The organism is Mesorhizobium sp. RSR380A, assembly GCF_054719385.1.
In genome coordinates this window covers 46,932-73,157 of sequence record NZ_JBTTIB010000001.1, presented here as the reverse complement: position 1 = coordinate 73,157, position 26,226 = coordinate 46,932, and the positions used below count along the sequence as shown (strand labels likewise).

General features: G+C 63.1%; 25 protein-coding genes and 1 pseudogene. 18 read left to right on the top strand and 8 right to left on the bottom strand.

Annotated elements, in window-relative coordinates; all coding sequences use genetic code 11:
- The first annotated feature begins 99 nt into the window (after nt 1-99).
- The 8 genes from dusB to hflX all read left to right on the top strand — a co-directional run bounded on the left by dusB (nt 100) and on the right by hflX (nt 10,253).
- Entirely contained in the window at nt 100-1,128 is a 1,029-nt protein-coding gene (dusB, locus tag ACYG9Z_RS00340) for a tRNA dihydrouridine synthase DusB (protein WP_023752289.1), read from the top strand.
- A complete protein-coding gene (locus tag ACYG9Z_RS00335) occupies nt 1,125-2,270 on the top strand; it encodes a two-component system sensor histidine kinase NtrB (protein ID WP_023752288.1) in 1,146 nt (381 codons plus the stop codon). Before dusB ends, ACYG9Z_RS00335 begins: the two co-directional genes overlap by 4 nt.
- Nucleotides 2,267-3,724 (top strand): nitrogen regulation protein NR(I), encoded by a 1,458-nt coding sequence (ntrC, locus tag ACYG9Z_RS00330; RefSeq protein WP_023668927.1) that lies wholly within the window; start codon nt 2,267-2,269, stop codon nt 3,722-3,724. The genes ACYG9Z_RS00335 and ntrC overlap by 4 nt, the downstream gene beginning before the upstream one ends.
- A gap of 144 nt (nt 3,725-3,868) precedes the next feature.
- A complete protein-coding gene (locus ACYG9Z_RS00325) occupies nt 3,869-6,157 on the top strand; it encodes a sensor histidine kinase NtrY-like (RefSeq protein WP_023668928.1) in 2,289 nt (762 codons plus the stop codon).
- Nucleotides 6,147-7,508, top strand: a complete 1,362-nt coding sequence (ntrX, locus tag ACYG9Z_RS00320) for a nitrogen assimilation response regulator NtrX (protein WP_023668929.1) — start codon at nt 6,147-6,149, stop codon at nt 7,506-7,508. The genes ACYG9Z_RS00325 and ntrX overlap by 11 nt, the downstream gene beginning before the upstream one ends.
- 101 nt (nt 7,509-7,609) lie before the next feature.
- Nucleotides 7,610-8,470, top strand: a complete 861-nt coding sequence (locus ACYG9Z_RS00315) for a D-amino-acid transaminase (RefSeq protein ID WP_023696098.1) — start codon at nt 7,610-7,612, stop codon at nt 8,468-8,470.
- A 145-nt stretch (nt 8,471-8,615) separates the two neighbouring features.
- Nucleotides 8,616-8,861 (top strand): RNA chaperone Hfq, encoded by a 246-nt coding sequence (hfq, locus tag ACYG9Z_RS00310; RefSeq protein WP_006202172.1) that lies wholly within the window; start codon nt 8,616-8,618, stop codon nt 8,859-8,861.
- A complete protein-coding gene (gene hflX, locus ACYG9Z_RS00305; RefSeq protein ID WP_023696099.1) occupies nt 8,862-10,253 on the top strand; it encodes a GTPase HflX in 1,392 nt (463 codons plus the stop codon).
- A gap of 6 nt (nt 10,254-10,259) precedes the next feature.
- Here the strand turns inward: hflX and mazG are convergent, their stop codons facing one another.
- The 3 genes from mazG to ACYG9Z_RS00290 form a co-directional block, all read right to left on the bottom strand.
- On the bottom strand, nt 10,260-11,084 hold the full coding sequence (gene mazG / locus ACYG9Z_RS00300; protein ID WP_023696100.1) for a nucleoside triphosphate pyrophosphohydrolase: 825 nt from the start codon (nt 11,082-11,084) through the stop codon (nt 10,260-10,262).
- 80 nt (nt 11,085-11,164) lie between these two features.
- The gene (locus tag ACYG9Z_RS00295; protein ID WP_023691284.1) at nt 11,165-12,349 is read right to left on the bottom strand and encodes an amino acid aminotransferase; all 1,185 of its coding nucleotides are present in this window, start codon (nt 12,347-12,349) and stop codon (nt 11,165-11,167) included.
- A gap of 129 nt (nt 12,350-12,478) precedes the next feature.
- The gene (locus ACYG9Z_RS00290; RefSeq protein WP_081839910.1) at nt 12,479-12,916 is read right to left on the bottom strand and encodes a DUF3592 domain-containing protein; all 438 of its coding nucleotides are present in this window, start codon (nt 12,914-12,916) and stop codon (nt 12,479-12,481) included.
- 175 nt (nt 12,917-13,091) lie between these two features.
- Between ACYG9Z_RS00290 and ACYG9Z_RS00285 the strand changes: the two genes are divergently transcribed.
- The 10 genes and pseudogenes from ACYG9Z_RS00285 (at nt 13,092) to ACYG9Z_RS00240 (ending at nt 21,205) form a co-directional block, all read left to right on the top strand.
- A complete protein-coding gene (locus ACYG9Z_RS00285; RefSeq protein ID WP_023752287.1) occupies nt 13,092-13,625 on the top strand; it encodes a sigma-70 family RNA polymerase sigma factor in 534 nt (177 codons plus the stop codon).
- Nucleotides 13,622-14,398, top strand: a complete 777-nt coding sequence (locus ACYG9Z_RS00280; RefSeq protein ID WP_023696103.1) for an anti-sigma factor family protein — start codon at nt 13,622-13,624, stop codon at nt 14,396-14,398. The genes ACYG9Z_RS00285 and ACYG9Z_RS00280 overlap by 4 nt, the downstream gene beginning before the upstream one ends.
- A gap of 39 nt (nt 14,399-14,437) precedes the next feature.
- Complete coding sequence (locus tag ACYG9Z_RS00275; RefSeq protein ID WP_023696104.1) at nt 14,438-15,154, top strand: Bax inhibitor-1/YccA family protein; 717 nt, start codon at nt 14,438-14,440, stop codon at nt 15,152-15,154.
- Nucleotides 15,155-15,325: 171 nt separating this feature from the next.
- Nucleotides 15,326-16,207 carry an aldose 1-epimerase family protein gene (locus ACYG9Z_RS00270; protein WP_023696105.1) on the top strand — a complete coding sequence of 294 codons (882 nt, stop codon included), beginning with the start codon at nt 15,326-15,328 and terminating at the stop codon, nt 16,205-16,207.
- Nucleotides 16,204-17,004: a pyrroline-5-carboxylate reductase gene (locus tag ACYG9Z_RS00265; protein ID WP_245259921.1), complete on the top strand. Its 801-nt coding sequence runs from the start codon at nt 16,204-16,206 to the stop codon at nt 17,002-17,004. Before ACYG9Z_RS00270 ends, ACYG9Z_RS00265 begins: the two co-directional genes overlap by 4 nt.
- An 82-nt stretch (nt 17,005-17,086) precedes the next feature.
- Nucleotides 17,087-17,863, top strand: a complete 777-nt coding sequence (locus tag ACYG9Z_RS00260) for a DUF2066 domain-containing protein (RefSeq protein WP_245259924.1) — start codon at nt 17,087-17,089, stop codon at nt 17,861-17,863.
- Nucleotides 17,864-17,933: 70 nt separating this feature from the next.
- The gene (locus tag ACYG9Z_RS00255) at nt 17,934-18,836 is read left to right on the top strand and encodes an alpha/beta fold hydrolase (protein WP_023682543.1); all 903 of its coding nucleotides are present in this window, start codon (nt 17,934-17,936) and stop codon (nt 18,834-18,836) included.
- Nucleotides 18,837-18,877: 41 nt separating this feature from the next.
- Nucleotides 18,878-19,777 (top strand): annotated as a pseudogene (locus ACYG9Z_RS00250) (translation factor GTPase family protein); the annotation flags it as partial.
- Entirely contained in the window at nt 19,774-20,103 is a 330-nt protein-coding gene (locus tag ACYG9Z_RS00245) for a hypothetical protein (protein WP_023668943.1), read from the top strand. The pseudogene ACYG9Z_RS00250 and the gene ACYG9Z_RS00245, both read left to right, overlap by 4 nt.
- A 340-nt stretch (nt 20,104-20,443) precedes the next feature.
- Nucleotides 20,444-21,205: a GNAT family N-acetyltransferase gene (locus ACYG9Z_RS00240; RefSeq protein ID WP_023708498.1), complete on the top strand. Its 762-nt coding sequence runs from the start codon at nt 20,444-20,446 to the stop codon at nt 21,203-21,205.
- A 23-nt stretch (nt 21,206-21,228) separates the two neighbouring features.
- Here the strand turns inward: ACYG9Z_RS00240 and ACYG9Z_RS00235 are convergent, their stop codons facing one another.
- The 5 genes from ACYG9Z_RS00235 to tmk all read right to left on the bottom strand — a co-directional run bounded on the left by ACYG9Z_RS00235 (nt 21,229) and on the right by tmk (nt 26,198).
- Nucleotides 21,229-22,038: an MBL fold metallo-hydrolase gene (locus ACYG9Z_RS00235; protein WP_023714184.1), complete on the bottom strand. Its 810-nt coding sequence runs from the start codon at nt 22,036-22,038 to the stop codon at nt 21,229-21,231.
- A 3-nt stretch (nt 22,039-22,041) separates the two neighbouring features.
- A complete protein-coding gene (locus ACYG9Z_RS00230) occupies nt 22,042-22,830 on the bottom strand; it encodes a TatD family hydrolase (RefSeq protein WP_023714185.1) in 789 nt (262 codons plus the stop codon).
- Nucleotides 22,830-24,380, bottom strand: coding sequence for a methionine--tRNA ligase (gene metG, locus ACYG9Z_RS00225; protein WP_023714186.1), 1,551 nt, complete (start codon nt 24,378-24,380; stop codon nt 22,830-22,832). Before metG ends, ACYG9Z_RS00230 begins: the two co-directional genes overlap by 1 nt.
- Nucleotides 24,381-24,471: 91 nt before the next feature.
- Complete coding sequence (locus ACYG9Z_RS00220; RefSeq protein WP_023682538.1) at nt 24,472-25,527, bottom strand: DNA polymerase III subunit delta'; 1,056 nt, start codon at nt 25,525-25,527, stop codon at nt 24,472-24,474.
- Entirely contained in the window at nt 25,524-26,198 is a 675-nt protein-coding gene (gene tmk / locus ACYG9Z_RS00215) for a dTMP kinase (protein WP_023682537.1), read from the bottom strand. Before tmk ends, ACYG9Z_RS00220 begins: the two co-directional genes overlap by 4 nt.
- Nucleotides 26,199-26,226: the final 28 nt, after the last annotated feature.

The following is a 26,226-nucleotide window of genomic DNA, read 5'->3' as shown; positions in this document are numbered from 1 at the left end:
TTTCCCAAATGCGCCGCAATGTGACGTCATTGCGCGTTGCACAATGCCTTTCTTATGGCTAGAGAATGTGCAGCAATCCGATATGCTTGGTTTTTGTGCATGCCTGAAGTGACAAAATTGGCTTCGCCGCTCGACATTGGCGGCGTGACGATCCGCAACCGCGTCTTCCTCGCGCCCATGTCGGGAATAACGGACGAGCCGTTCCGGCAGCGCGCCTACGCGCATGGCGCGGGCCTGGTCGTGTCGGAAATGGTGGCGAGCGGCGAGCTTGCCAAGGGCAGGGCCGGCTGCGACCTGCGCATCCGTCATTCCGGGCTGCCCGTCCATATGGTCCAGCTTGCCGGCCGCGAGGCCGAGCACATGGCCGAGGGCGCGCGCATCGCTGCCGGCGAGGGCGCCGACATCATCGACATCAATATGGGCTGCCCGGCCAAGAAGGTGACCGGCGGCTATGCCGGCTCGGCGCTGATGCGCGATCTCGACCACGCGCTGTCGCTGATCGAAGCGGTGATCGGCGCGGTCCAGGTGCCGGTCACGGTCAAGATGCGGCTCGGCTGGGACGACAATGCGCTCAATGCACCCGTCTTGGCGCGCCGCGCCGAAGAGGCCGGTGTTAAAATGGTGACCGTGCATGGGCGCACGCGCTGCCAGTTTTATCAAGGCAAGGCCGATTGGGGCGCCATCGCCCGCATCAAGGACGTCGTCTCGATCCCGGTCGTCGCCAATGGCGATGTGGGCTCGCCCGCGGAGGCCGCCGAAATCCTTGAACAGTCGGGCGCCGACGCGGTGATGATCGGCCGCGCGCATTATGGCGCGCCATGGACGGCGGGCCACATCGCGGCAACGGCTGCGGGCAACGCGCCCTCCGGCGTGCCGGAAAGCCCGCAAGCCATGGCGGACTACATCGTTTCCCACTACGAAGACATGCTGACGCTTTACGGCGTCGAAAGTGGCTTGCGCCAGGCGCGCAAGCATCTCGGCTGGTATCTCGATCGCCACGCTGTGGGCGTCACCAATGAAGGGCGCAAAGCCATCCTCACCTCGTTCGAGCCCGCCCGCGTCATGGCCGTGCTGCGTGAGGTGTTTTCCGGCGGGGGCGAGGCCGCATCCATGCGGAGCGCTGCATGAACGCGCCTGCTGCACCGGGCACCGAGATGGCAAATGCTGCCCATATCGTGCTCAACACCATCCGCCGTCCGGTGATCATGGTCGATCCCGATGGGTTCATCACCTACGCCAATGCCGATGCGGAAGACTTCTTCCGTTCAAGTGCCAACATGCTTGCCCGCAACACACTGTCCAAGCTGATCCCGTTCGGCAGCCCGTTGCTGCAGCTGGTCGATCAGGTGCGCGAGCGCCGTGCGCCGGTCAACGAATACCGTGTCGACGTGTCGTCGCCGCGTCTCGGCATCGAGAAGGTCGTCGATCTCTATGTCGCGCCGGTGCCGGAATTCCCAGGCTCGATCGTGGTGATGTTCCAGGAACGCTCGATGGCCGACAAGATCGACCGGCAGATGACACACAGGGGTGCCGCGCGTTCGGTCACCGGCCTTGCCGCCATGCTGGCGCATGAGATCAAGAACCCGCTGTCCGGCATTCGTGGCGCCGCACAGCTGCTCGAACTCTCGGCGTCCGACGAGGATCGCGCGCTGACCCGCCTCATCACTGACGAGACTGATCGCATAGTCTCCCTCGTCGACCGCATGGAAGTGTTTTCCGACGAGCGGCCGATTGACCGCTATCCTGTCAACATCCATGTCGTGCTGGACCATGTGAAGGCAATCGCGAAGAACGGTTTTGCCAAGAGAATCAGGATAATGGAGGACTATGATCCATCATTGCCTCCGGTTTTCGCCAACCGCGACCAACTGATCCAGGTGTTCCTCAACCTGGTCAAGAACGCCGCCGAGGCCATCGGCGGCGACCCACAGGGGGAGATCGTGCTGTCGACCGCGTTCAGGCCGGGCATCCGCGTGTCCGTTCCCGGAACCCAGGACCGCGTGTCGCTGCCGCTTGAATTCTGCGTGCGCGACAATGGTTCGGGCGTTTCGGAAGACATTCTGCCGATCCTGTTCGATCCGTTCATCACCACCAAGCCGAACGGCTCGGGGCTCGGCCTGGCGCTGGTGGCGAAAATCGTCGGCGAGCATGGCGGCATCATCGAATGCGATTCGACGCCGCGCGGCACCACCTTCCGAATCCTGATGCCGGCCTGGAAAGAAACACCCATCGACACTGCCGATGATGAAGGCGAAGGAGACCGCAAATGACGGTTCGCGGCAATATTCTCGTCGCCGACGACGATGCGGCCATCCGCACCGTGCTCAATCAGGCGCTGTCGCGCGTCGGCCATGAGGTGCGCGTGACCTCCAACGCCTCGACGCTGTGGCGCTGGGTGGCGGCGGGCGAGGGCGATCTGGTGATCACCGACGTTGTCATGCCGGACGAGAACGCCTTCGACATGCTGCCCCGCATCAAGAAGGCCCGGCCGGAGCTGCCGGTCATCGTGATGAGCGCGCAAAACACTTTCATGACGGCGATTCGTGCTTCCGAAACAGGTGCTTATGAATATCTGCCGAAGCCGTTCGACCTGACCGAGCTGCTCAACATCGTCAATCGTGCGCTGTCAGAGCCGCGCCGACCGAAGATCGATACGCGACCGGAAGAACAGCCTGACGCCATGCCGCTGGTCGGCCGCTCGGCCGCCATGCAGGACATCTACCGCATGCTGGCGCGCATGATGCAGACCGATCTGACGGTGATGATCTCGGGCGAGTCCGGCACCGGCAAGGAATTGGTGGCGCGCGCGCTGCACGAATATGGCCGCCGCCGAGGCGGTCCGTTCGTCGCCATCAACATGGCGGCAATCCCGCGCGACCTCATCGAATCGGAACTGTTCGGTCATGAGAAGGGTGCCTTCACCGGCGCACAGAACCGCTCGACAGGCCGCTTCGAGCAGGCCGAGGGCGGCACGCTGTTCCTCGACGAGATCGGCGACATGCCAATGGAGGCGCAGACGCGGCTGCTGCGCGTGCTGCAGCAAGGCGAATACACCACTGTCGGCGGGCGCACCCCGATCAAGACCGATGTGCGCATCGTCGCCGCCACCAACAAGGATCTGCGCACGCTGATCAACCAGGGGCTTTTCCGCGAGGATCTGTTCTATCGCCTGAATGTCGTGCCGCTTCGGCTGCCTGGCTTGCGTGAGAGATCGGAAGACATTCCCGATCTGGTGCGGCATTTCTTCAAGATCGGCGCCAGCGAAGGCTTGCAGACCAAGCGCATTTCGACCGGCGGCATCGAATTGATGAAGCGCTATCCGTGGCCGGGAAACGTGCGCGAGCTGGAAAACCTGGTGCGCCGGCTTGCGGCGCTCTATTCGCAGGACGAAATATCAGCCGAGATCATCGAGGCCGAACTGAAGACAGGCGAAAGGCCGGTCATTCCCGGCGGCGGCAATTTGATCCCGGACGATCTGTCCATCGGCCAGGCGGTGGAGCACTTCCTGCAGCGCTATTTCGCCTCTTTTGCCGGTGATTTGCCGCCGGCAGGTCTCTATCAACGCATCTTGTCGGAGGTCGAATATCCGCTGGTCCTTGCCTCGATGACGGCAACCCGCGGCAACCAGATCAAGGCCGCCGAACTGCTGGGCCTCAACCGCAACACGTTGCGCAAGAAGATTCGCGAGCTGGGTGTCAACGTGTACAAATCGTCGAGATCATGAGCGCCTGCTGCCCGAAGTGACGCGAGGTCATCCCCTTTTCAGGGGATCGGCGGCCGAAAGATTTCCGTCACGGCCACACTTGTTGCATAATCGCCACAATGCGTTGCATACATCCAACGCAATCACTGGCTCTTAGACGGCGACATGGCTTCGCAAGCTCTCACATCAAACGAACCGCTTTTCAGCAGACCCGGCCAGAGGGATGGACGGCGGCTGCTTGCGTTGCCTGGCGTTGTGGCAATTGCCGGCGCGCTGGTTACGGCGGCAATCTCGTTTGCGATTCTTGTCGGCGCCACGCCGATCACGCCAGACGCAAACACAACGCTGACGCTGATTGCGGCCAATGCCTTATTTGTGCTGGCGCTGATTGCTCTGGTCGGCCGCGAGGTGCATCGCATCACCATGGCGCGCCGGCACGGCAAGGCGGCGTCACGGCTGCATGTGCGCATCGTGACGATGTTTGCGCTGGTCGCGGCCATCCCCGCCATCATGGTGGCCATCATTGCCTCGATCACGCTCGATATCGGCCTCGACCGCTGGTTCGAAATCCGCACCAAGGCGATCGTCAACTCGTCGCTGTCGATCGCCGACGCCTATGTGCAGGAAAACGCTCGTAATCTTCAGGGCACGACGCTGTCGATGGCCTATGATCTCGACGCCTCGCGCACGCTTTACGGCCTCGATCGAACCGGCTTTCTCGACCTGATGAACAAGGAAGCCGTGGGCAGGAGCCTGGTGCATGCGGCGCTGGTCAGGGAAGACGGCTCCTTTGTCATGAGCGCGAAGACCGATGCGGATTTCTCTATGCCGCCACCGCCGGAGGGCGCGGTCAGCGCCGCGGCCGACGGCAAACCGGTGCTGATCGAGCCGAAGACGCGCAACATCATGGGCGCCATCATCAAGCTGCGGGAGATCGAAGGCCTCTACCTCTACACCAATCGCCTGGTCGACCCCGAAGTGATCAAGGCGAGGGCGATCGTCCAGTCCAACACCGCCGAATATCGCGGCCTGGAAGACAACAGGCGGACGTCGCAGGTGGCGTTCGCGCTGCCCTATCTGTCACTGACGCTGATCATCATCCTGTCGGCCATCTGGACCGGCATAGCGGTGGCCGACCGTCTGGTGCGGCCCATCCGTCAACTCATCGGCGCGGCTGACGAGGTTGCGACCGGCAATCTCGATGTCGCCGTGCCGGTACGGCCTTCCGACGGCGATGTCGCCTCGCTTGGCGATACGTTCAACAAGATGCTGCTGGAGCTTAAATCGCAGCGCAACGAGATCCTGTCGGCCAAGGATTTGATCGACGAACGGCGTCGTTTCTCGGAAGCGGTGCTGGCCGGCGTCACCGCCGGCGTCATCGGCGTCGATCCCTACGGCATCGTCTCCATCGTCAACAAATCGGCCGAAACGATGCTGGCCATATCGGCCACGGCGGCGCTGGGGCAGAACCTGTCCGCCGTGCTACCGCATGTCGGCCGTGTCTTCGAGATCGGCCGCAAATCCGGCAAGCCGGTCTATCGCGAGCAGGTCACCTTCTATCGCACCGGCGCCGAGCGTACCTTCAACGTGCAGATCACCATCGAGGCCGGCGACGACGGCGAGGAGGAGAAATCCTACGTCGTGACTGTCGACGACATCACCGATCTGGTCCAGGCACAGCGCTCGTCGGCCTGGGCGGATGTGGCGCGGCGTATCGCACATGAAATCAAGAACCCGCTGACGCCGATCCAGCTCTCGGCCGAGCGCATCAAGCGACGCTTCGGCAAGGTCATCACCGAGGACCGCGAGATTTTCGACCAGTGCACCGACACGATCATCCGGCAGGTCGAGGATATCGGCCGCATGGTCGACGAGTTCTCGGCTTTCGCCCGCATGCCCAAGCCCGAGATGAAAGCCATCGATCTGCGTGAATCGCTGCGCGAGGCGTCGTTCCTGGTCGAAGTCAGCCGCGCCGACATTGCTTTCGAACGCGTGTTCGGCAACGAACCGCTCAAGGGCACGTTCGATAGCCGATTGATGGCGCAGGCTTTCGGCAACGTCATCAAGAACGCGGCCGAGGCGATTGACGGGCTGGAACAAAAGGACGGTTCGCACGGCATAATCCGGATTCAAGCTGCCCGGCAGAATGGCGCGATCAGAATCGACGTCATCGACAATGGCAAAGGCTTGCCGCGCGAGAACCGCCAAAGGCTGCTCGAGCCCTACATGACGACGCGCGAGAAGGGCACCGGGCTCGGTCTCGCCATCGTCAAGAAGATCGTGGAGGACCATGGCGGGCGGCTCGAATTGCACGATGCGCCCGCGGATTTCCACGGTGGACGCGGCGCGATGATCTCGATCATCCTGCCGCCAGCTGCCGCAACCGCGCCGCCACGCGGTCAAGGCGAAACGGAACACGAACGAGAAACTGAAAAGGTCGGTAATGGCGTCTGATATTCTCATCGTCGATGACGAGGAAGACATCCGTGAACTCGTCGCGGGCATATTGAGCGACGAAGGGCATGAAACCCGCACGGCATTCGATGCCGACAGCGCGCTCGCGGCAATCGCCGACCGGGCGCCGCGGCTGATTTTCCTCGACATCTGGTTGCAGGGCTCGCGCCTGGACGGGCTGGCGCTGCTCGACGAGATCAAGACGATGCATCCGAGCCTGCCGGTGGTGATGATCTCCGGCCACGGCAATATCGAGACAGCGGTGTCGGCCATCCGCCGCGGCGCCTATGATTTCATCGAGAAGCCGTTCAAGGCCGACAGGCTGATCCTGATCGCCGAGCGGGCGCTCGAAACCTCGAAATTGCGGCGCGAGGTGTCCGACCTCAAGCAGCGCAGCGGCGAAACCTTCGACCTGATCGGCATGTCGTCGGCGATGAGCCAGCTGCGCCAGACCATCGAGCGCGTGGCGCCGACCAACAGCCGCGTCATGATCATCGGTCCGTCCGGCTCGGGCAAGGAGCTCGCCGCGCGCGCCATCCACACGCTGTCGACGCGCAAGGGCGCGCCGTTCGTGACGCTGAGCGCGGCCAACATCACGCCCGAGCGCATGGAGATCGAGCTGTTCGGTACCGAATCGAACGGCACCGAGCGCAAGGTCGGCGCGCTTGAAGAGGCGCACCGCGGCATTCTCTACATCGACGAAGTGGCCGACATGCCGCGCGAGACGCAGAACAAGATTTTGCGCGTGCTGGTCGAACAGCAGTTCGAGCGGGTCGGCGGCACCAAGCGGGTCAAGGTCGACGTCCGCATCATCTCCTCGACCTCGCAGAACCTGGAGGCGATGATCGCCGACGGCCGTTTTCGCGAAGACCTCTATCACCGCCTGGCGGTGGTTCCGGTCATGGTGCCGGGCCTGGCCGAGCGGCGAGAGGACATTCCCTATCTCGTCGACAATTTCATGAAGCAGATCGCTCGCCAGGCCGGCATCAAGCCGCGCCGCATCGGCGACGATGCGCTTGCCGTGCTGCAGGCGCACAACTGGCCGGGCAATGTCCGCCAGCTGCGCAACAATGTCGAACGGCTGATGATCCTGGCGCGTGGCGACGATATCGATGCGCCGATCACCGCCGACCTGTTGCCGTCGGAGATCGGCGATGTCATGCCGCGCACGCCGAACCAGTCCGACCAGCACATCATGGCGCTGCCGCTGCGCGAGGCGCGCGAACAGTTCGAGAAGGACTATCTGATCGCCCAGATCAATCGTTTCGGCGGCAACATCTCGAAGACGGCGGAATTCATCGGCATGGAGCGCTCGGCGCTGCACCGGAAACTGAAGTCGCTGGGGGTCTGATCCCCATTGTTGTTGGTCGAGCGGGCCGCGCCCGTGCAATTGCCGGTTACGGCAGCGGCGGAATCGCCTAGAAATAGCGGGACTGTTCTGAGGGATCACCCATGCCGCGCATTGCCTATGTGAACGGGCGCTATGTCGCCCATGCCGACGCTGTCGTGCATATCGAGGATCGCGGCTATCAGTTCGCCGACGGCGTCTACGAGGTCTGCGAGGTGGCGCAGGGCTTTGTCGTCGACATGCCGCGCCATCTTGCCCGGCTGAACCGCTCGCTTAGCGAATTGTCGATCAACTGGCCGGTCACCAAGGGCGTGCTGCCGCTTCTCCTGCGCGAGATCGTGCGGCGCAACCACGTCGTCAACGGCCTGGTCTATGTCCAGGTTACGCGCGGTGTTGCCAGCCGCGACTTCGTTTTCCCGGCCGATACACCGTCATCGCTGGTGATTACGGCCAGAAAGGCCGACCCGGTGGCGGCCGCCAAGCGAGCCGAGGCGGGCATCAAGGTCATCACCGTGCCGGAAAACCGTTGGGACCGGGTCGACATCAAGAGCACCGGCCTGCTGCCCAACGTGCTGGCCAAGCAGAAGGCCAAGGAGGCCGGCGCCCAGGAGGCCTGGTTCGTCGACACCGATGGCAACGTCAAGGAGGGCGGCTCGTCCAACGCCTGGATCGTTACAAGGGACGGCGTTCTGGTCACCCGGCCGGCGGAGCATGGCATCCTGCGCGGCATCACCCGCACGACCATGTTCGAAGTGGCGGCAAAGCTCGGGTTGACGATCGAGGAGCGCGGTTTTTCAGTCACTGAAGCCAAGGCTGCGCGAGAAGCTTTCATCAGTTCGGCAACGACAATCGCCATGCCGGTCGTGGCAATCGACGGTGCCGCGGTCGCCAATGGGCACCCCGGTTCGATAACACTTTCATTGCGGCAAGCCTTTTTTGACGTTGCGGAAAAAAGTCCAGCCTGATAACCGCACAGACGGACTGCACATCAATATATCTCGTTCTGCTTGTCGCTACTGACGGCAAGGGGGTGTTTGCAAGCTTGACATGTGCCCGCTAATTTGGCGCATTAGCCTGCAAACCGAAGGGGATCGGCGAAAGACAAGAACAATGGCGGAACGATCGCAAAACCTTCAGGACCTGTTCCTGAATTCTGTTCGCAAGAGCAAAAATCCACTCACCATCTTTCTCATCAACGGCGTCAAGCTGACCGGCGTGGTCACTTCCTTCGACAATTTTTGTGTTCTGCTGCGCCGTGACGGCCACTCCCAGCTCGTCTACAAGCATGCCATTTCCACGATCATGCCGAGCCAGCCGGTTCAGATGTTCGATGGCGAGGAAAGCCAGGGCGCCTGATTGGCACGTGAAAAAGACGCGGACCGCGGCGTCCGCGGGAAACCAGCACATAATTCCGGGACGGAAGCCACAGGTCCGACCCGGGCGGTTGTCATTGTGCCGGTGCTTACCCGGCATCAGCGCAACGATGACGAAACGAACCGTCCACGGCTGACGCGTTCGGCGGATGCGCGCCACGACGAAGCGGTCGGCCTTGCCCGCGCCATCAACCTGGATCTGATCCACACGGCGGTGGTCACCGTCAACGATCCACGCCCGGCAACCTTGCTCGGCAGCGGCAAGGTCGCGGAATTCGCCGAGATCGTCAAAGAGGGTCACGCGGAGGTGGTCATCGTCGACCATCCGCTGACGCCGGTGCAGCAGCGCAATCTCGAAAAAGAAATGAATGCCAAGGTGCTCGACCGCACCGGATTGATCCTGGAGATTTTTGGCGAGCGCGCGCGGACCAAGGAGGGCACGCTGCAGGTCGAACTTGCCCATCTCAACTACCAGAAGGGCCGCCTGGTGCGGAGCTGGACCCACCTTGAACGCCAGCGCGGCGGAGCCGGCTTCCTCGGCGGCCCCGGCGAAACCCAGATCGAGTCGGACCGGCGGCAGCTGCAGGAAAAAATCATCAAGCTCAAGCATGAGCTGGAAACGGTGCGCCGCACCCGCGACCTGCACCGCGCCAAGCGCAAGAAGGTGCCGTTCCCGGTGGTGGCGATTGTCGGCTACACCAATGCCGGAAAGTCGACGCTGTTCAACCGGCTGACCGGGGCCGACGTGCTGGCCGAAGACATGCTGTTTGCAACGCTCGACCCGACGCTGCGCCGCGTGCGCCTGCCGCACGGCACGCCGATCATCCTGTCGGACACAGTCGGCTTCATTTCGGACCTGCCGACGCATCTGGTCGCCGCCTTCCGGGCCACGCTGGAAGAGGTCGTCGAGGCCGATCTGGTCATCCACCTGCGCGATATCTCGGATCCGGATACCGCAGCGCAAGCCGAGGACGTCGAGCGCATTCTCGCCGATCTCGGCGTCGATGCTGGCGATGCCAAGCGCGTCGTCGAAGTGTGGAACAAGGTCGACCTTCTCGACGACGGCAACCGGGAGCGCCTGCTCGCCGACGGCACTGACGCCAACAAGGCGCCGCCGATCGCCATCTCGGCCGTCACCGGCGAAGGCATCGATGCGCTGAAGGCGCTGATCGAGACCAGGATGTCGGGCGAACTGGAGGAATTGACGGTGACGATCGAACCGGCGCAGTTCGGCCTTGTCGACTGGCTCTACCGCAATGGCGACGTGGTTTCGCGGGTAGACAATGAGGATGGCAGCGCGACCATCGCGCTCAAGGCCACGCACACCGCCCGGCAAGAGATCGAAAGCCGATTGCACCGCAAAAACAGGCAATAAGCCTGATTATTTCGCGCTCTTGGCCTGCTGCCAGAGCGCTTCCATTTCGTCCAGCGTGGCTTTTTCGAGCGTGCTTCCCGACGCATCGATCGCGCGCTCGACATAGTGGAAGCGCGAGCGGAACTTTTCGTTGGTGCCGCTGAGCGCCGCTTCCGAATCGAGCTTGAGGTGACGCCCCAGATTGACGACGGCAAACAGCATGTCGCCGAATTCGCCCTTGATCTCAGCGGTTTCGCCCTTGGCCAGCGCCTCGCGCAGTTCGCCGATCTCTTCCTCGATCTTGTCGAGGATGGGGGCTGCCTCGCTCCAGTCGAAACCGACACGTGCTGCCTTTTCCTGCAGCTTCAGCGCACGAGTCAAAGCGGGCAGGGCGACGGGCACGCTGTCCAGGAAACCCTTGCCATTGTCCTCGGGGTCGAGGCCGCGGGCGAGGCGCGCACTTCGCTTTTCGGCTTTTTCCTCAGCCTTGATCTTTTCCCACATGCCCTTTGCCATGCCGGCGCTGCGCGACTTCTCGTCGCCGAAGACATGCGGATGGCGCCGGATCATCTTGGTGGTGATGGCCTCGACCACATCACCGAAGGCAAAATCGCCGGCTTCCTCAGCCATCTGCGCGTGGTAGACGACCTGCAGCAGGAGATCGCCTAATTCGTCGCGCAGATCGTCGAGATCGCCGCGCGCAATGGCGTCCGCCACCTCGTAGGCTTCCTCGATCGTATAGGGTGCGATGGTCGAGAAATCCTGCTCGATGTCCCAGGGACAGCCGGTCTTCGGCGCCCTGAGCGCCGCCATGATCTCGATCAGCCGGGAAATGTCGCGCGAAGGTTTCATGCGGCGAATGCTATCCCGCTGCCTGTCGTGCGGCCAACGCTGTCAGCTGGCGGCCTGACCTTGTCCACAGCTCAGCCGTATCAGCCGAGTACCGACACAACCGCCTTGGCGAGGTCATCCATGCCGTCCTCGGGCAGGCCGGCGACGTTGATGCGGCTGTCGCCGACCATGTAGACGCCATACTCGGCACGCAGCCGCTCGACTTGCGCCTCGGTCAGGCCAAGCCTGGAAAACATGCCGCGATGGCTGGCGATGAAGTCGAAGCGGTCGGAGTTGGACTGCCGGCGCAGCGCGTCGGCGAACTGGACGCGCAGCCTCAGCATGCGCAGCCGCATCTCCTCCAGCTCCGCCTCCCAGTCGGCGCGAAGGCCATCATCTTCCAGCACCATGCGCACGGCGGCGGCGCCATGGTCCGGCGGCATCGAATACATGGCGCGCGCCGCCGCCAGCATCTGGCTCATCGCCACATCGGCTTGCGCACCATCCTTCGCCAGGATCATCGCCGCGCCGACGCGGTCGCGGTAGACGGCAAAGTTCTTCGAGCAGCTCGAGGCAACGACCATTTCAGGCACCTTGCCCGCGAGAAGGCGCAAGCCGGCCGCATCGGCGTCCAGGCCTTCGCCAAAGCCCTGATAGGCAATGTCGACAAAGGGCAACAGCCCGCGCTCGACGACAAGATCGGTGACGCTGGCCCATTGCGCGATATCGAGATTGGCGCCGGTCGGGTTATGGCAGCAGCCATGCAGCAGCACGATATCGCCGGGCTCGGCTGCGCCAAGGGTTGCCAGCATCTCGTCGAAGCGCACCGCGCCGGAAACGGCATCGAAATAGGGATAATCGCGCACCTTGAGGCCGGCCCCGCGCATCACCGGCGGGTGGTTCGGCCATGTCGGGTCCGACAGCCAGACGGTTGCGTCGGGGCGGGTCCGCTTCAACAGCTCCGCCACCAGCCGCAGCGCGCCGGAACCGCCAGGCGCTTGCGCGGCGCGGATGCGCGTCATGTCGGCAGCGGGGCCGAAGGCCAGCTTGACCATCGCCGTGTTGAAGCCGGTGTCGCCGGCAAGGCCGAGATAGGTCTTGGTGTCCTGGTCCTGCAGCAACCGCTTCTCGGCCTCGCGCAGGGCGCGCATGACCGGCGTCCTGCCGTCGCGGTCCTTGTAGACGCCGACGCCGAGATCGATCTTGCCGGGGCGCGGATCGGCGCGATAGAGGCCGATCAAGGCGATGATCTTGTCAGCCGGGGCAGGTTGCAGGGTCTCGAACATCAATACGGCTCCAATGGCGGCGGAGTAATACGCAAAGCGGCCGCGTTTCGCCAGTGCTTCCATCTGCGCCAGTCCGCTAGCGTACTGGACCGCTACGCCAAGCTTTGTCTGTACGGCAGGGGTCGGCGGCTATGGCGACGGGTTCATTCCAATCCGCCGGATAAGCACCCGTCCAATCACGGCGAGACCGGTGCCGGTCAGCAGGGAGAAACCGCCGAGCATGCCGGCCAGCCCGGCAAGGAACCAGCGTCCGGCGAAGCTGTCGACGGAGGCATTTTGCGGATTGGTTGGGTCGTAAGCGACAGGGACGCTGTCGCCATCACCCCAGAACGAGCTGTGGACGGCATTGTTGAAGCGGATAACGGTGCCGTCGGCGGTCGAGAACTCGATGCGGGGATTGTATTCGGCGGCGACAATCCTGCCTGTCGCCGAAGCGGTACGAGGGCCGTACATCTCGACGATGGCCAGCACGCCGGAAGCGATCATTCCGACAATGCCAAAGATGATGAACACCCTGCCGACGATCGGCAACGCTGCAAAACCCGTTACACGACTACCATTGGCCATCTTTTGCTCCTGGGACAGACGGATAAGGCTAGACTTCATCCATAAAGCAAACATCTGCCGCACGGGAGATGGGTAAGTGCGCAGCGGACTTCTGATTGCATGATGCCTATTGTGGCGACGCAAAAAAGTTTTGGTGGCGATGGATTAAGATCCCCGCCTGTTTCGTAAACGGGGCATGAAACGGTCGATGCCACGCTTCGATATTGTCGGACAGCTGGGTTCGCTCAGGCGCTACGCACGCTCGCTGACGCGCGACAGCACTGACGCCGAGGATCTGGTGCACGATGCGCTGGTGCGCGCCTACGAGCGGCGCGACACATTCCGCTCGGGCGGCAATCTGCGGGCATGGTTGCTGTCGATCGTCCACAACGCTTTCATCGACAAGATGCGCTCGCGCCGGTCGGAAGCAGCGCGTGTCGAGCAGGCCGGCTATCTCACCGATGCCAGCACGCCGGCGCCTCAGGAACATTCCGTGCGACTGGCGCAGGTGCGCGAGGCCTTTTTCAGTCTGCCGGAGGAGCAGCGTTCGGCGCTGCATCTGGTCGCCATCGAGGGCCTTTCCTACCAGCAGGCCGCCGACGCCAGCGGGGTGCCGCTGGGCACGCTGATGTCGCGCATCGGCAGGGCGCGCGCAGCACTGCGCGAGATGGAAAACGCTGCACCTTCGCCGGCCAAAAGCCATCTGAGGATCGTGGGAGACCCGTCATGACCGACCTGTTGCGGGACCCGGTGACCGATACCGATCTCGATTCTTATGTCGACGACCAGCTGGATGTCGCGCGCCGCATCGAGGTCGAGGCGTTCCTCTCGGTTCGTCCGGAGGCTGCGGCGCGGGTGATGTCCGACTTGAGGACGCGCGACGAACTGCGCCTGGCGCTGGCTGCTTCCACAGGAATGGCGCGGCCGGCGACGACTGAAGTCGCGCGCCGGCTGGGCAGGGGGCTGGCCAGTCGCCGCGTCTTCGCCGTGCTGCAGCGGGCGGCCGCGGTCGCCGTCTTTGTCGCTGCCGGCTGGCTGGCGAACGGCCTCTTCGGGCCGCTGCTGGTGACCAAGGTCGTGGCTTCGCCGCCGCCGCCCGCCTATGTCGAAGAAGCGATCCGGGCGCACAAGACGACGCTCATGCGCGAGGCGATGCCCTCGCAGCTGGAGGCGCCCAACTACAATGGCGACGAAATCCGCGCCGCCACCGCAATCGTCATGCCATCGCTGCCCAAGGACTGGAAGGTCCGCGACGTGCAGATCTATCCGTCGCGCTTCGGGCCGAGCGTCGAGGTGGCGCTGGAGACGAAGGATATGGGGCTGGTCTCGCTGTTTGCGATCCGCCCCGGAACCTTCGACGTGGTCAAGCCTGCCATCGCGCCCTCCGGCGACATCTCCTCTGCCTATTTCCAGATCGGCGAGGTCGCGTACGCGGTCGTCGCGCGCAGCGATGTCCACGACCTCGACCGCGCCGCCGAGACGCTTGCCAAGACACTTTACTGATCAGGACACTTTACTGAGACCACTTAAGGAGAACCCGCAATGAATACCCCTGACCTCGGATACCGCATGGGCACTGGCGCACGCGGCGGCGCCATCTATGACGAGGGCCTGCGCAGCCACATGCTGCGTGTCTATAACTACATGGGCATCGGCCTCGTCGTCACCGGCATCGTCGCCATGGTGGTCGCTTCGACGCCGGCCCTCTACGTGCCGATCTTTTCCAGCCCGCTGAAATGGGTGGTGATGCTGGCGCCGCTCGCCTTCGTGCTGCTGTTCTCGTTCAAGATGCAGACGATGTCGGCGGCGAGCGCCCAGTTGATGTTCTGGGCCTTCTGCGCGGTGATGGGCCTGTCGCTGGCTTCGGTGTTCCTGGTCTTCACAGGCACCAGCATCGCGCGCACCTTCTTCATCACCGCTACCATGTTCGGCGCCACCAGCCTCTACGGCTACACGACCAAGCGCGACCTGACCCAGTTCTCGTCCTTCCTGATCATGGGCCTGATCGGTGTGGTGATCGCCAGCGTCGTCAACATCTTCCTTGGCTCGACCGCGCTGCAGTTCGCCATCTCGGTGATCGGCATTGCCGTCTTTGTCGGCCTGACCGCCTGGGACACGCAGACGATCAAGGAACAGTATGCGGAGAATTTCGACGCGGAATCGCAGCAGAAGCTTGCCGTTTTCGGCGCGCTGTCGCTGTACCTGAACTTCGTCAACATCTTCCAGCTGTTGCTGAATTTCACCGGCGAGCGCGAATAGTCGAACCGTAGCAAGGCAACAATCTCGATCTCGCAGTGGCCGGAGGTGAATCTCCGGCCACTGTCGTTTTGGCGTGGAGACATCGCTCCTCTATCAGCGCGATGTCGCGCCCTTGAGTCCACGCGGGCTTTTGCTAACCTGCCGCTCGCACGCAGCTTTCCGCGAGAACGCATGGAACAAGTGACGCTTCACGGCGACGGCATCTCGGCAACCATTGTCGGGCAGGGGGCCGAGCTCATCTCCTTGCGCAATGCCGAGGGTCTGGAGTTTTTGTGGCAGGCCGGGCCGGAATGGCGGCGGCATTCGCCGGTGCTGTTTCCGATCGTCGGCCGGCTGAAGGGCGACCAGCTCCGCCATGGGGGCCAGGTCTATCCCCTGACGCAGCACGGATTTGCCCGCGACAAGCCGTTTGTGTGGGCTGCTGAGACGAGTCCCCGATCCTGCACGCTGGTGTTGACCGACGATGCCGATACACGCACGCGCTATCCGTTCGCCTTTCGCCTTGCCATCACCTACACGCTCGAGCGTCGCGAACTTGGTGTGAGCTTCGAGATTGCCAACACCGGCGACGAGACGCTGCCAGCCTCCATCGGTGCACATCCGGCTTTCAATTGGCCATTGCAGCCGGGGCTCGCCAAGACCGACTACCACCTGACCTTTGCCCAGGACGAGCCGGCGCCGATCCGCCGGCTGAAGGATGGCCTGGTGCTGGCTGCACCGCGGCCGACGCCCATCGAAGGCAAAACGCTGGCGCTTTCCGAACAGCTGTTCGAGGCAGACGCCGTGATCCTCGACCGGCCGGCCAGCACCAGCGTGCGCTATGCCGCCGCGAACGGTGCGGCGATCGAGATGTCGTGGCAGGGTTTTAAGGAATTGGGCATCTGGTCGAAGCCGGGCGGCGCTCCGTTCCTGTGTATCGAACCCTGGCACGGGCTTGCCAGCCCCGTGGATTTCGATGGCGAGTTCGCGGACAAGCCGGGCGTGATGCTGATCGCGCCCGGTGAAAAGCGCGTGCTGAGCTATCAGGTACGGCTCGAGCATGCGCCACTGTGACCGATGAACCAGAGATAGGCGCGATGAAACTAGGCTTCATCGGCACGGGTGCCCTTACAGCGGCCATCGTCAGCGGGCTCAAATCCGTCGCGGATAACTCCGTCTCCGTGCTGCTGTCGCCGCGCAATGAAGAGATCGCCGCAGAGCTGGCAGCCCGTTATCCGGATGTGCGTATTGCTGATGACAATCAGGCGGTTCTCGATCAATGCGAACTAGTCATGCTGGCTGTCCGGCCGCAAATTGCGCATGACGTCCTGCCGGGTTTGCGGTTTCGGCGCGAGCATCACCTCATCAGCTTGATCGCCACGCTGCCGCGCGAGGAGATTGCCCGCTTGACCGCACCCGCGCACCAGGTGACGAAAGCGCTGCCCATGCCGATGATTGCCCACCGGCTGGGGGCAACGATCATCTGCCCGCCCGATGCCACTGTCGCTGCCTTGTTCGGCAATCTGGGGAAAGCGATCGAGGTCGAGAACTCAGCCGAATTCAATGCGCTGAGCGTGGTCACCGCGACCTATGCCAGCTACTTCAGATATCTCGATACGATCAACAGCTGGCTCAAGAAGAATGGCGTGGAGGAAGGAAAGGGGCGCGATTACATCGCCTCGCTTTTCAAAGCCTTGGGAAGCGCTCCTGATATGTCGCCGGATGCCGACTTCATGCATCTGGCGCAGGACTATGCGACGCGCGGCGGCATCAACGAACAGGTTCTTCGCGAACTCACGGCGCGAAACGTGTTCGATGCGCTCACCGAGAGCCTGGACGGCGTACACCGGCGCATCCTTGAAATTCCCTGATGATCAGGAGTATGGCTCCAACGGATGTTCCGGACCGTTTCGGGAGGGTCGGCGGGTGCCTGGATGCTTGAAATTGGGCTTTGTGGCAGCGGCGCTGGCTGTGCTGATTGTCTTTCCGGTCGCTGCCGCCGACATCGACCGCGCCAGCCTCTACCGCGCGCAATCGGTGACCAGCGGCACTGGCGAGGAGAACCGGGCGTGGGGCCTGGCGCCGTGCCTTGAAGAGGTGCTGGTCAAGGTTTCCGGCGACCCGCGGCTGATCGGCGACCCGCGTGTTGCGGACATGAGTCGGCACGCAAGCGACTATGTCACTGGTGTCGGCTACCGCGACCTGCTCAACAACCGTCCGCCGCATGACGAGCAGGGCACCCATGACCGGCCGCATTACATCACCGCCGATTTCGACCCGGACAAGATCGATGCCTTGCTGGCGTCGCTCGGGCGCAAACCGTGGGCGGTGCCGCGGCCAAAAATGGTCGCACTGCTGGATGTAAGGCCGATGAAAGGCGACGGCTTCACGCTGGTGCGCGATGGCGGCGGCGAGCTTGCGGCGGATATGCGCGTTGCGCTGGCGGACGCGGCGCACCGGACCGGTTTGCCGCTGGAGTTGCCTCGGCCGTCCGACGTCGCGCTCGCCGACGTGGCCAACACGCTGGATGGGGACGCCCTGCTTGCCGGCACTTTGGTATGGCGCCAGGAAGCGCTGGGCTGGGTCGGCGACTGGCGGCTCAGCTTCAAGGATAAGGAGTATCGCTGGCAGGTACGTGGCGTCAGTTTCGACGATGCGTTCCGCAACGCCACGCGCGGAACGCTGCAGATCCTGTCGGGCAATGGAGAGCCGGAAGCCGTCACGCCCTGACTTCAAGGGAACCTTCTTGCCCGAGCGCCGTAAACAAAGTGGCGGGCAAGCTTTGAGCAAGGAGGTATAATTGCAACATCGCCGGATCGACATTGACGGAAACAGCATCTTCTATCGCGAAGACGGCCCGCCTGATGCTCCCGTCCTTCTCCTGCCGCACGGCTATCCGTGCTCGTCCTATCAATTCCGACGGTTGATGCCGGCACTTGCCGATCGCTGGCATACATTCGCGCCGGACTTTCCCGGCTTTGGCTACAGCGGCACGCCCGAAATGTCGGACTTTGGCTATGATTTCGATGCCTATGCCGGGTTTCTGACAGCTTTCGCCGATGCGCTCGGCACGTCGCGCTATGCGCTCTGGCTGCACGATTATGGCTCTCAGATCGGACTGCGCCACGCCATCGCACATCCCGAGCGCATCGCGGCACTCATCATCCAGAACGGCGATATATACCAGGATGTTCTCGGGCCGAAATACGCTGGGATAAAAGCCTATTGGAAGGAAAAGACGCCCGAAAAGCACCGGCCGTTGGAAGAGGCGGTAAGCGAGAAGGGCTTCCGGCACGAGTTTGTCGGAGAGGTGGATTACGCTGTAGCCGAGCGCGTGCCTCCCGATCTTTGGAAACTCCACTGGCCTTTGATGGACACGCCGATCCGCCGGCGGCTCGCGGTCGGCCTGATGGAGAAGCTGGAGGCGAACCTCGGCTGGTTCCCGCGCTATCAGAGCTATCTGCGCGAGCACCAACCGCAAACGCTCATCGTCTGGGGCCCCGAGGATGGTTACATGCCGGCACAATCGGCGCATGCCTACCAGCGCGATTTGCGGGAAGCGGAGCTTCATCTGATCGATGGCGCCGGCCACTGGTTGCTCGAAACGCATTTCGATGAGGCACTTCCGCTGGTGCGCGATTTCCTGGCGCGCGTCCACAGTCAGGAAGCGAAAGGGACGGGCAGGGCGGCCGGCCGGGCGTAGACCCCTCCGTTGCGGTCATCGGATCGATCTGCAACCATGGCGTCATGATAGAAAAGTCTGCCGCGCCCTGGCCTCTGCTGCAAATCGCGATCGAGCCGAAGTCGCGGGCGGATCAGGAGAAGCTAGCTACTGCCTTGTCGAAGCTGGCGGACGAGGATCCCTGGTTGCACGTCAAGCAGGATGCGGAATCGGGCCAGACGATCGTCGCCGGCAGGGACGAACTCCACCTCGACATAGTCATCGACCACCTGCGCCGCGAGTCTCGCATTGAGGTGAATGTCGGCGCGCCCAAGGTAGCGTATCGCGAGACGATCACCCGTAAGCACGAGCAGGACTACACGCACAATAAGCAGTCCGGTGGTACGGGTCAGTTCGCCCGCGTCAAGATTGCGTTCGAGCCGAATGGCGGTAGCTGGGACTTCGTCTTCGGGTCCAAGGTCGCCGACGGTGCGCTTCCGAACGAATATGTTGCGGGCGTCGAAAAGGGGCTGCGGAACATTCTGTCTTCAGGCCCGTTTGCTGGCTTCCCGATGCTTGGCGTGAAGGCAACGCTGATCGACGGCGCGTATCACGATACTGATTCCTCGCCCCTGACTTTCGAGATCGCCGGCCGAGCCTGCTTCCGTGAAGCCGCTCCCAAGCTGGGCGTGCAGCTCTTCGAGCCGATCATGCAAGTCGAGGTGAACACGTCGGCGGCCTATGTCGACAAAATCATCGCCGAACTGCACAGCCGCCGGGGCCTGATCCGGAGTCGGGAAATCAGCGGCGTGGTCGTCGTTGTCAAAGCGACAATGCCGCTCGCGAACATGTTCATGCTGGAGGATGCGCTCCGGTCCTGTTCGAACGGACTGGCACGCCTGCGCGCCGACTATTCCGGATACGCTCCCGTACCACTGCCACCCGGCGGCGACCCACCGGCCGCCATGGCCATGGCCAGATGACGTCGCCAAAATTCTCCTCGCGGGCAGGGTTCCTTGTCGGCCTCGGCGTCACGCCGGTCGCCTTTTTCCTGGCGCTCTATTCGGCCGGGGCCGGGCATGGCGACTATGTGCTGGCGCGACTTCTCTATCCGGTCCCCATGCTGGCAACGCTTTTGACCAACACAACGATCACCAGCCTTTCCATCGGATTGGCTGCGCTGCAGTTTCCTGCCTATGGGGCATTTGTTGCGGGCGCCGGCGGCTCCAGATGGCTGGCCCTTGGCGTCTTCCATCTTGTTGCAATCGCAGCAGCCTTCAGCGGCCTCCTGGAAAGCTTTTCGGGATGACGCTCCTGTTCGTTATCCCGGCGCGGGCCGGTCGAGCAGGAAGTCGAGGCCTTTGCGAAAGGCGCCATCCCTTGAGAAATGAAGACCACGCCAACTCATTTCGCCACTGCTTCGTCAACGTTCCTCCCGCCAAGCAATCAGAGCCGCCGGCCCGCATCTCAGTCAGCAGGGCGTATATTGGCACGTCCGTAATGGAAGCAGCAGCCACATATGAAAGTCGCATAAGATAGATTATGGAACTTGTGCATTAGACTGAAGCTGGAAATTGCTGCGATTTTCACGGGTTTGGCATGATCGACGCGTGTTGCCTTGAGCCGATGGCCAACGCTACGCTGTGTCGATGACGACAGCAAAGCGTGACATCGAAGCGGCGATCGAAGTGTTCGTGCACGGCTTCAGCACCGACAAGAGCCGTTCCTTTCCCTACGAGGCCAGCCGCGTCGGACCCTTGTGGCTGATGCGCGATGCCGAGCGCAAGAATGCACGCGACTACCGTGGCGAAGAATGGATCGTCCATGACGTCGCCGCCGAGGAAGCCGATGCCATCGTGCGGCAGCATGCGCGGCCAAGCTTTGCCGTTTCGGTCGTGATCGCGAATGACGGCCCGGACGAACCGACGCGAACTGCCTACAAGGCGCTCGGCTACCGGCTGCTGCGGACGGAAGGCTTTTTCGTCCAGTCGCTGCGCCAAATTCCAGACCCGCCAGTAATCGTCTCTATCGAACGCGTGAGGACGGCTGAACGCGCTGCACAACTGGGAAAGGTCATACGCAGGCGGCCACTTCCAGACGATCAACTCGGCGACGATGCGCCGTTTCGCCAGTATGTGGCGCTCGATGGCGACGCCATCGTCGGGCGTGTGCGCAGCATAGACGCCATCGGCGCCACATGGTGCTCGGCAATGTTTGTCGAGCCTTCGTACCGGCGTCGAGGCATCGGCCAGGCGCTGATGGCCAAAATGCTGCATGACGACAAAGCGCATGCGTCGCGGTGCTCGATGCTGTTGGCGACGCGTGCCGGAGCGCTGCTTTATCCCCGCATGGGCTATGAGCGGATTGGAACGCTGCTGATCTTCGCGCCGAAGAACCGAACGTCCTTATAAAGATCTGCTCGTATCATGCTGTCTCATAAAGGAATTTCGATCACCATGCCGTCATAGGCCGGAGTGACGTTGGCCGGCACCTCGGCCTTCACCGTGGCATAGTCGAGCGGCACATGCATATGCGTCAGCACGGCCTGTTTCGGCGCCAGTTTTTCAATCCAGCCAAGCGCCTGACCGAGCGACAGATGACTGGGATGGGTATGGTACTGCAAGGCATCGATGACCAGCATTTCCAGGCCGCGCAGCCGCTCGGCGGTGGTATCCGGGAAGTCGCTTATATCGGGGCAGTAGGCCAGCCCGCCGATGCGGAAGCCGAGCGAAATGATGTCGCCATGGATCTGCGGCAGCGGCTCGAGGGTGAGGGCACCGCCCTCGCCTTCGATCGTCACCGCCCTTGCGTGATCGATGATGTGCGGCCTGACGATCGGCGGATAGGAACTGCCAAGCGGCGTCTCGAAGCAATAGCCGAACGCTTCGCGCAGCCTGAGCATGGTCGGCTGGTCGGCATGGACATCGATCAAATGGCGCTGCTCCAGCACGTAGCCGCGCAGATCGTCGATGCCGTGGATGTGGTCGGCGTGCGGATGCGTATAGACGACGGCGTCGATGCGCCGGACCGCCGCCATCAGCATCTGCTCACGGAAATCAGGCCCGGTGTCGATGACGACCGTGGTTCTGGCGCCGTTGGCTGCTGTCCGCTCGACGAGCGCGGCTGAGCGTGTACGCCGGTTTTTCGGATTGGCCGGGTCGCAATTGCCCCAATCGCCGGTGATGCGCGGCGTGCCAGGTGACGAGCCGCAGCCGAGGATGGTGAGGCGCAGCCGGTCGCTCATGCGTCAGAGCCCGGCGGGCCGCGGCATCTTGCCGAACAGCCGGAAGAAGTTTGCCGTCGTCAGCGTCGCGATCTCGGCTTCGCCAACGCCGACCGTCTCCGCCAGCACCTTGGCTGTATGCGCGACATAGGCCGGCTCGTTGCGTTTGCCGCGGAACGGCACCGGCGCCAGATACGGCGCGTCGGTCTCGACCAGCAGCCGGTCATGCGGCACATCGGCTGCGATGGCGCGTAAATCGGCGGAGTTCTTGAAGGTCAGTATGCCCGAGAAGGACACATAGCCACCAAGCGCCACGCCGACCTCTGCCAGCCGTCGCCCCGACGAAAAACAATGCAGGATGAAGGGGAAGGCGCCCTTCCCTGTTTCGTCTTCGAGGATGGCAGCCATGTCGTCATCGGCATCGCGCGAATGGATCACCAGCGGCAGCCCGGTCTCGCGCGCAGCTGCTATATGAGTGCGAAAACCCTGCGCCTGCGCATCGCGTGGCGCCTTGTAGTAAAAATAGTCGAGCCCGGCCTCGCCGATCGCCACCACCTTCGGGTGCGCGGACAGGCGCACAAGGTCCTCAGCCGTCACATCGAGCTCTTCGCCGGCATTGTGAGGATGGGTGCCGACCGAGCAATAGATTTCGTCGAAACTCTCGGCAATCTCAAGCACTTGCGCAAACCGCTTCACGCGTGTCGAGATGGTCACCATGTGACCTATACCGGCAGCCTTTGCGCGGGCGACGATGGCCGCCCGCTCCTCGGTGAAATCCGGAAAGTCGAGATGGCAATGGCTGTCGACGAGCATCAGGCGCTCGCCTCAGGGTTTTCGACATAACGCGGAAACACGCCCTCCGGCGCGGGCAGCGCCGTGCCGGGCACCAGCGCATAGTCGGCATGGACATGCGCGAAGTCACGCTTGTCCGCCGGCACCACCAGCAGATCGAGCAGCTTGCCGGCCGACCCCGGAATGTAGGGTTGGCACAGCAATGCCACGCGCCGCACCAGTTCGGCGGTCGTCCACAGCACCGTTTCCATACGCGCCGGATCGGTCTTCTTCAGCGCCCAGGGCGCCTGCGAGGCGAAGTAGCGATCCGCTTCCGCCACAACGCCGAAGATCGCCGCCAACGCGAGATGGATGCCCTGTTCCGCCATCGCCTGGCGCGCGGTACCCAGCGCTTCCACCGCCTGGTCGAGGATCGCGCTGTCGGCTTCGGTCAGCTCGCCGCGATGCGGCACCACGCCGCCGCAGTTCTTGGCGATCATCGACAGCGAGCGCTGCGCCAGATTGCCGAGACCGTTGGCGAGATCGGCATTTGTGCGGTTGACGATCGCGTCATGGCTGTAGCTGCCGTCCTGGCCGAATGGCACCTCACGCAAGAAGAAATAGCGCACCTGGTCGAGGCCGTAATGCCCGACCATGGTGAAGGGGTCTACGACATTGCCGACCGACTTCGACATTTTCTCGCCGCGGTTGAACAGGAAGCCATGCGCGAAGACGCGCTTCGGCAGTTCGATGCCGGCCGACATCAGGAAAGCCGGCCAGTAGACGGCATGGAAGCGAACGATGTCCTTGCCGATAATGTGCGTGGCCGGCCAGTAGCGCCATTGCTCTGCCTCGGTGTCGGGATAGCCGGCGGCGGTGATGTAGTTGGTCAAGGCATCGACCCAGACATACATCACATGCTTGTCGTCACCCGGCACCGGCACGCCCCAATTGAAGGTCGTGCGCGAGACCGAGATGTCCTTGAGGCCGGACCTGACGAAGCTCATCACCTCATTTCGGCGCTCGGCCGGACCGACGAAATCGGGCTGGCTTTCGTACAGCGCAAGCAATTTGTCCTGATAGGCGGAAAGCCTGAAGAAGTAGCTTTCCTCCTCATTCCATTCGACCGGCGAGCCAAGCGGCTCGCGGCGCACGCCGTCGTCGCCGAGCGTGGTTTCGCTCTCTTCGAAATAGGCTTCCTGGCGGACCGAATACCAGCCACTGTAGCGGTCGAGATAGATGTCGCCATTGGCCGCCATCGCCTTCCAGATCGCCTGGCACGACTCGTAGTGGCGTGGTTCCGTCGTGCGGATGTAATCATCATTCGAGCCGCCCAGGACCTCTGTCATCGAACGGAAGATCGCCGAGTTGCGGTCGGCAAGCGCGAGTGGCGTTATGCCTTCCTTCTCGGCCGTCTGCTGCATCTTGAGGCCGTGTTCGTCGGTGCCGGTGAGGAAGAGCACGTCCTTGCCGTCCAGGCGCTGGAAGCGGGCCAGCGCGTCGGTCGCAATGACCGTATAGGCGTGGCCGATATGCGGCTTGCCGTTCGGATAGAAAATCGGTGTTGTGATGTAGAATGTGTCGCGTGACATGAATGAACCGTCATGAATGTCCGAATTGAGTGTGAGCGGTGGATATCGCATCGAGACGGCGATTGCCATCCCGACCCGAGGCCGGATCCGGTCACATTCGCATTGCGGAATTCAGGCGGTCGATCATGGTCAAGGCGTGCTGCTTCTTGTCGAGATTGTAGGTATCGGTCTCAGATATAGCGTTCAGCGCCTCGTGCCAAGTGTCGGACAGCGTTTTCGCCCGCGCGAGATCCCCGGCCAGCGCGGCCTCGCTGGCGCCGATGGAGAGCAGATCGAGCGCGCGGCGGTTGAAGATGTCGAACTGGATCGCCTGGTCGCGGCCGGCGACGGCCTCGGCAAGGCGATAGGCGCCGGCGATGTCGCTCTTGCCCGACGTGACCAGGGCGTCGAGCGTGCCGGCAATCTCCAGCCCGCCATATTGGGTCAGAAGGATCGCATTGCGGGCGCTGCCCCCTGCCCGTTCCGCCAGTGCCGCGCGCGCGGCAGGATCGGAAGGTGGCGGCGGCTCGACGGTCTCCAGAACACTCATCAGGCTGCCGGCATCGAGCGGCGTCAGCCGCACCATCTGGCAGCGCGAACGGATGGTCGGCAAAAGGCTGCCCGGCGCATGCACGATGAGGATGAACAGCGTGCGGCTCGGCGGCTCCTCGAGGTTCTTCAGCAAGGCATTGGCGGCGTTGGTGTTCATGTCGTCGGCCGGATCGACGATCACCACCCGGTAGCTGCCGTCATGCGAGGTCAGCGACAGGAAGCGGTTGACCTTGCGGATCTCGTCGACGGTGACGACGGTCTTGAAACTCTTGGTCTTGTCGTTCAGCGGCCGGGTCAGGTGCAGCACGCCGGGATGCGCCCCGGTGGCGATCTGGCGAAACAGCGGTGAGGCCGGATCGGGAACGGCAAACACATCCGGCGCCTGGTCGAAGGCCGGATGCTTCAACAGATGGTGCGCCAGGTGAAAGGCAAGCGTCGCCTTGCCGATGCCGACCGGCCCGGCAAAGATCAACGCATGCGGCAGTTTTCCCGAGCGATAGGCGGCAGCGAGCATCGCGGCCGCCTGCTCATGGCCGACCAGGCGCAGCGTCTCGGACGGCTCCGGTACACCGTCCAGTGTGTCGTGCTGCTCGGGAGCGATGCGTTCGAAGATCATGCGGGCGCCGCCTGTCGGTTGCGCGCGGGCGCCCTCGCCTCAAGTGCGGCGAACACCACCGCGGTGATGACATCCTCCACCGCAGCGGGAGGCGCCGACGCGTCGATCACGATGCAGCGGTGCGGCTCGGCGGCTGCGATCGCCAGGAAGGCGTCACGGCGGCGCTGGTGGATGTCCAGCGTCTCCTTTTCGAAGCGGTCCGGACCGTCCTCGGCGCCACGCCGCGCGGCGGCGCGCCGCAAGCCGTCGGCGGGGTCAATGTCAAGGATCAGCGTCATGTCCGGCATCATGCCGTTGATGGCGACCTCCTCCAGAGCTTCCATGAAAGCCGGATCGAGGCCGCCGGTGACGCCCTGATAGACGCGCGACGAATCCAGGAAACGGTCGCACAGCACGATGGAGCCGCGCTCCACCGCCGGCCGGATGACCTGCTCGACATGGTCGGAGCGCGCGGCGGCAAACAGCAGCGCCTCCATCTTCGGCCCGAAAGGCTCGGCGGCGCCGGACAGGAGCACGTGCCTGACCGCCTCGGCGCCGGGTGACCCCCCGGGTTCGCGGGTGAGGAGGACATCGTATTTCTTGGCGCGCATCTTCTGGGCCAGCCGCTCGATCTGCGTCGACTTGCCGGCGCCCTCGCCGCCTTCGAAGGTGATGAAAAATCCGCTTGCCAATCGAAAGGCCTTTGTCCTGCTTTGCGCT

Excerpts from the sequence above, each read along its gene's own strand:
- metG (WP_023714186.1), bottom strand. The coding sequence starts at position 24,380 with ATGTCACGCGACACATTCTACATCACAACACCGATTTTCTATCCGAAC.
- ACYG9Z_RS00270 (WP_023696105.1), top strand. The coding sequence starts at position 15,326 with ATGGAACAAGTGACGCTTCACGGCGACGGCATCTCGGCAACCATTGTC.
- ntrX (WP_023668929.1), top strand. The coding sequence starts at position 6,147 with ATGGCGTCTGATATTCTCATCGTCGATGACGAGGAAGACATCCGTGAA.
- ACYG9Z_RS00325 (WP_023668928.1), top strand. The coding sequence starts at position 3,869 with ATGGCTTCGCAAGCTCTCACATCAAACGAACCGCTTTTCAGCAGACCC.
- ntrC (WP_023668927.1), top strand. The coding sequence starts at position 2,267 with ATGACGGTTCGCGGCAATATTCTCGTCGCCGACGACGATGCGGCCATC.
- ACYG9Z_RS00295 (WP_023691284.1), bottom strand. The coding sequence starts at position 12,349 with ATGTTCGAGACCCTGCAACCTGCCCCGGCTGACAAGATCATCGCCTTG.
- ACYG9Z_RS00315 (WP_023696098.1), top strand. The coding sequence starts at position 7,610 with ATGCCGCGCATTGCCTATGTGAACGGGCGCTATGTCGCCCATGCCGAC.
- hfq (WP_006202172.1), top strand. The coding sequence starts at position 8,616 with ATGGCGGAACGATCGCAAAACCTTCAGGACCTGTTCCTGAATTCTGTT.
- ACYG9Z_RS00290 (WP_081839910.1), bottom strand. The coding sequence starts at position 12,916 with ATGGCCAATGGTAGTCGTGTAACGGGTTTTGCAGCGTTGCCGATCGTC.
- ACYG9Z_RS00230 (WP_023714185.1), bottom strand. The coding sequence starts at position 22,830 with ATGCTCGTCGACAGCCATTGCCATCTCGACTTTCCGGATTTCACCGAG.
- ACYG9Z_RS00275 (WP_023696104.1), top strand. The coding sequence starts at position 14,438 with ATGAATACCCCTGACCTCGGATACCGCATGGGCACTGGCGCACGCGGC.
- ACYG9Z_RS00220 (WP_023682538.1), bottom strand. The coding sequence starts at position 25,527 with ATGATCTTCGAACGCATCGCTCCCGAGCAGCACGACACACTGGACGGT.
- mazG (WP_023696100.1), bottom strand. The coding sequence starts at position 11,084 with ATGAAACCTTCGCGCGACATTTCCCGGCTGATCGAGATCATGGCGGCG.
- ACYG9Z_RS00245 (WP_023668943.1), top strand. The coding sequence starts at position 19,774 with ATGACGTCGCCAAAATTCTCCTCGCGGGCAGGGTTCCTTGTCGGCCTC.
- dusB (WP_023752289.1), top strand. The coding sequence starts at position 100 with ATGCCTGAAGTGACAAAATTGGCTTCGCCGCTCGACATTGGCGGCGTG.
- ACYG9Z_RS00285 (WP_023752287.1), top strand. The coding sequence starts at position 13,092 with ATGAAACGGTCGATGCCACGCTTCGATATTGTCGGACAGCTGGGTTCG.
- ACYG9Z_RS00335 (WP_023752288.1), top strand. The coding sequence starts at position 1,125 with ATGAACGCGCCTGCTGCACCGGGCACCGAGATGGCAAATGCTGCCCAT.
- ACYG9Z_RS00280 (WP_023696103.1), top strand. The coding sequence starts at position 13,622 with ATGACCGACCTGTTGCGGGACCCGGTGACCGATACCGATCTCGATTCT.
- ACYG9Z_RS00240 (WP_023708498.1), top strand. The coding sequence starts at position 20,444 with ATGACGACAGCAAAGCGTGACATCGAAGCGGCGATCGAAGTGTTCGTG.
- ACYG9Z_RS00235 (WP_023714184.1), bottom strand. The coding sequence starts at position 22,038 with ATGAGCGACCGGCTGCGCCTCACCATCCTCGGCTGCGGCTCGTCACCT.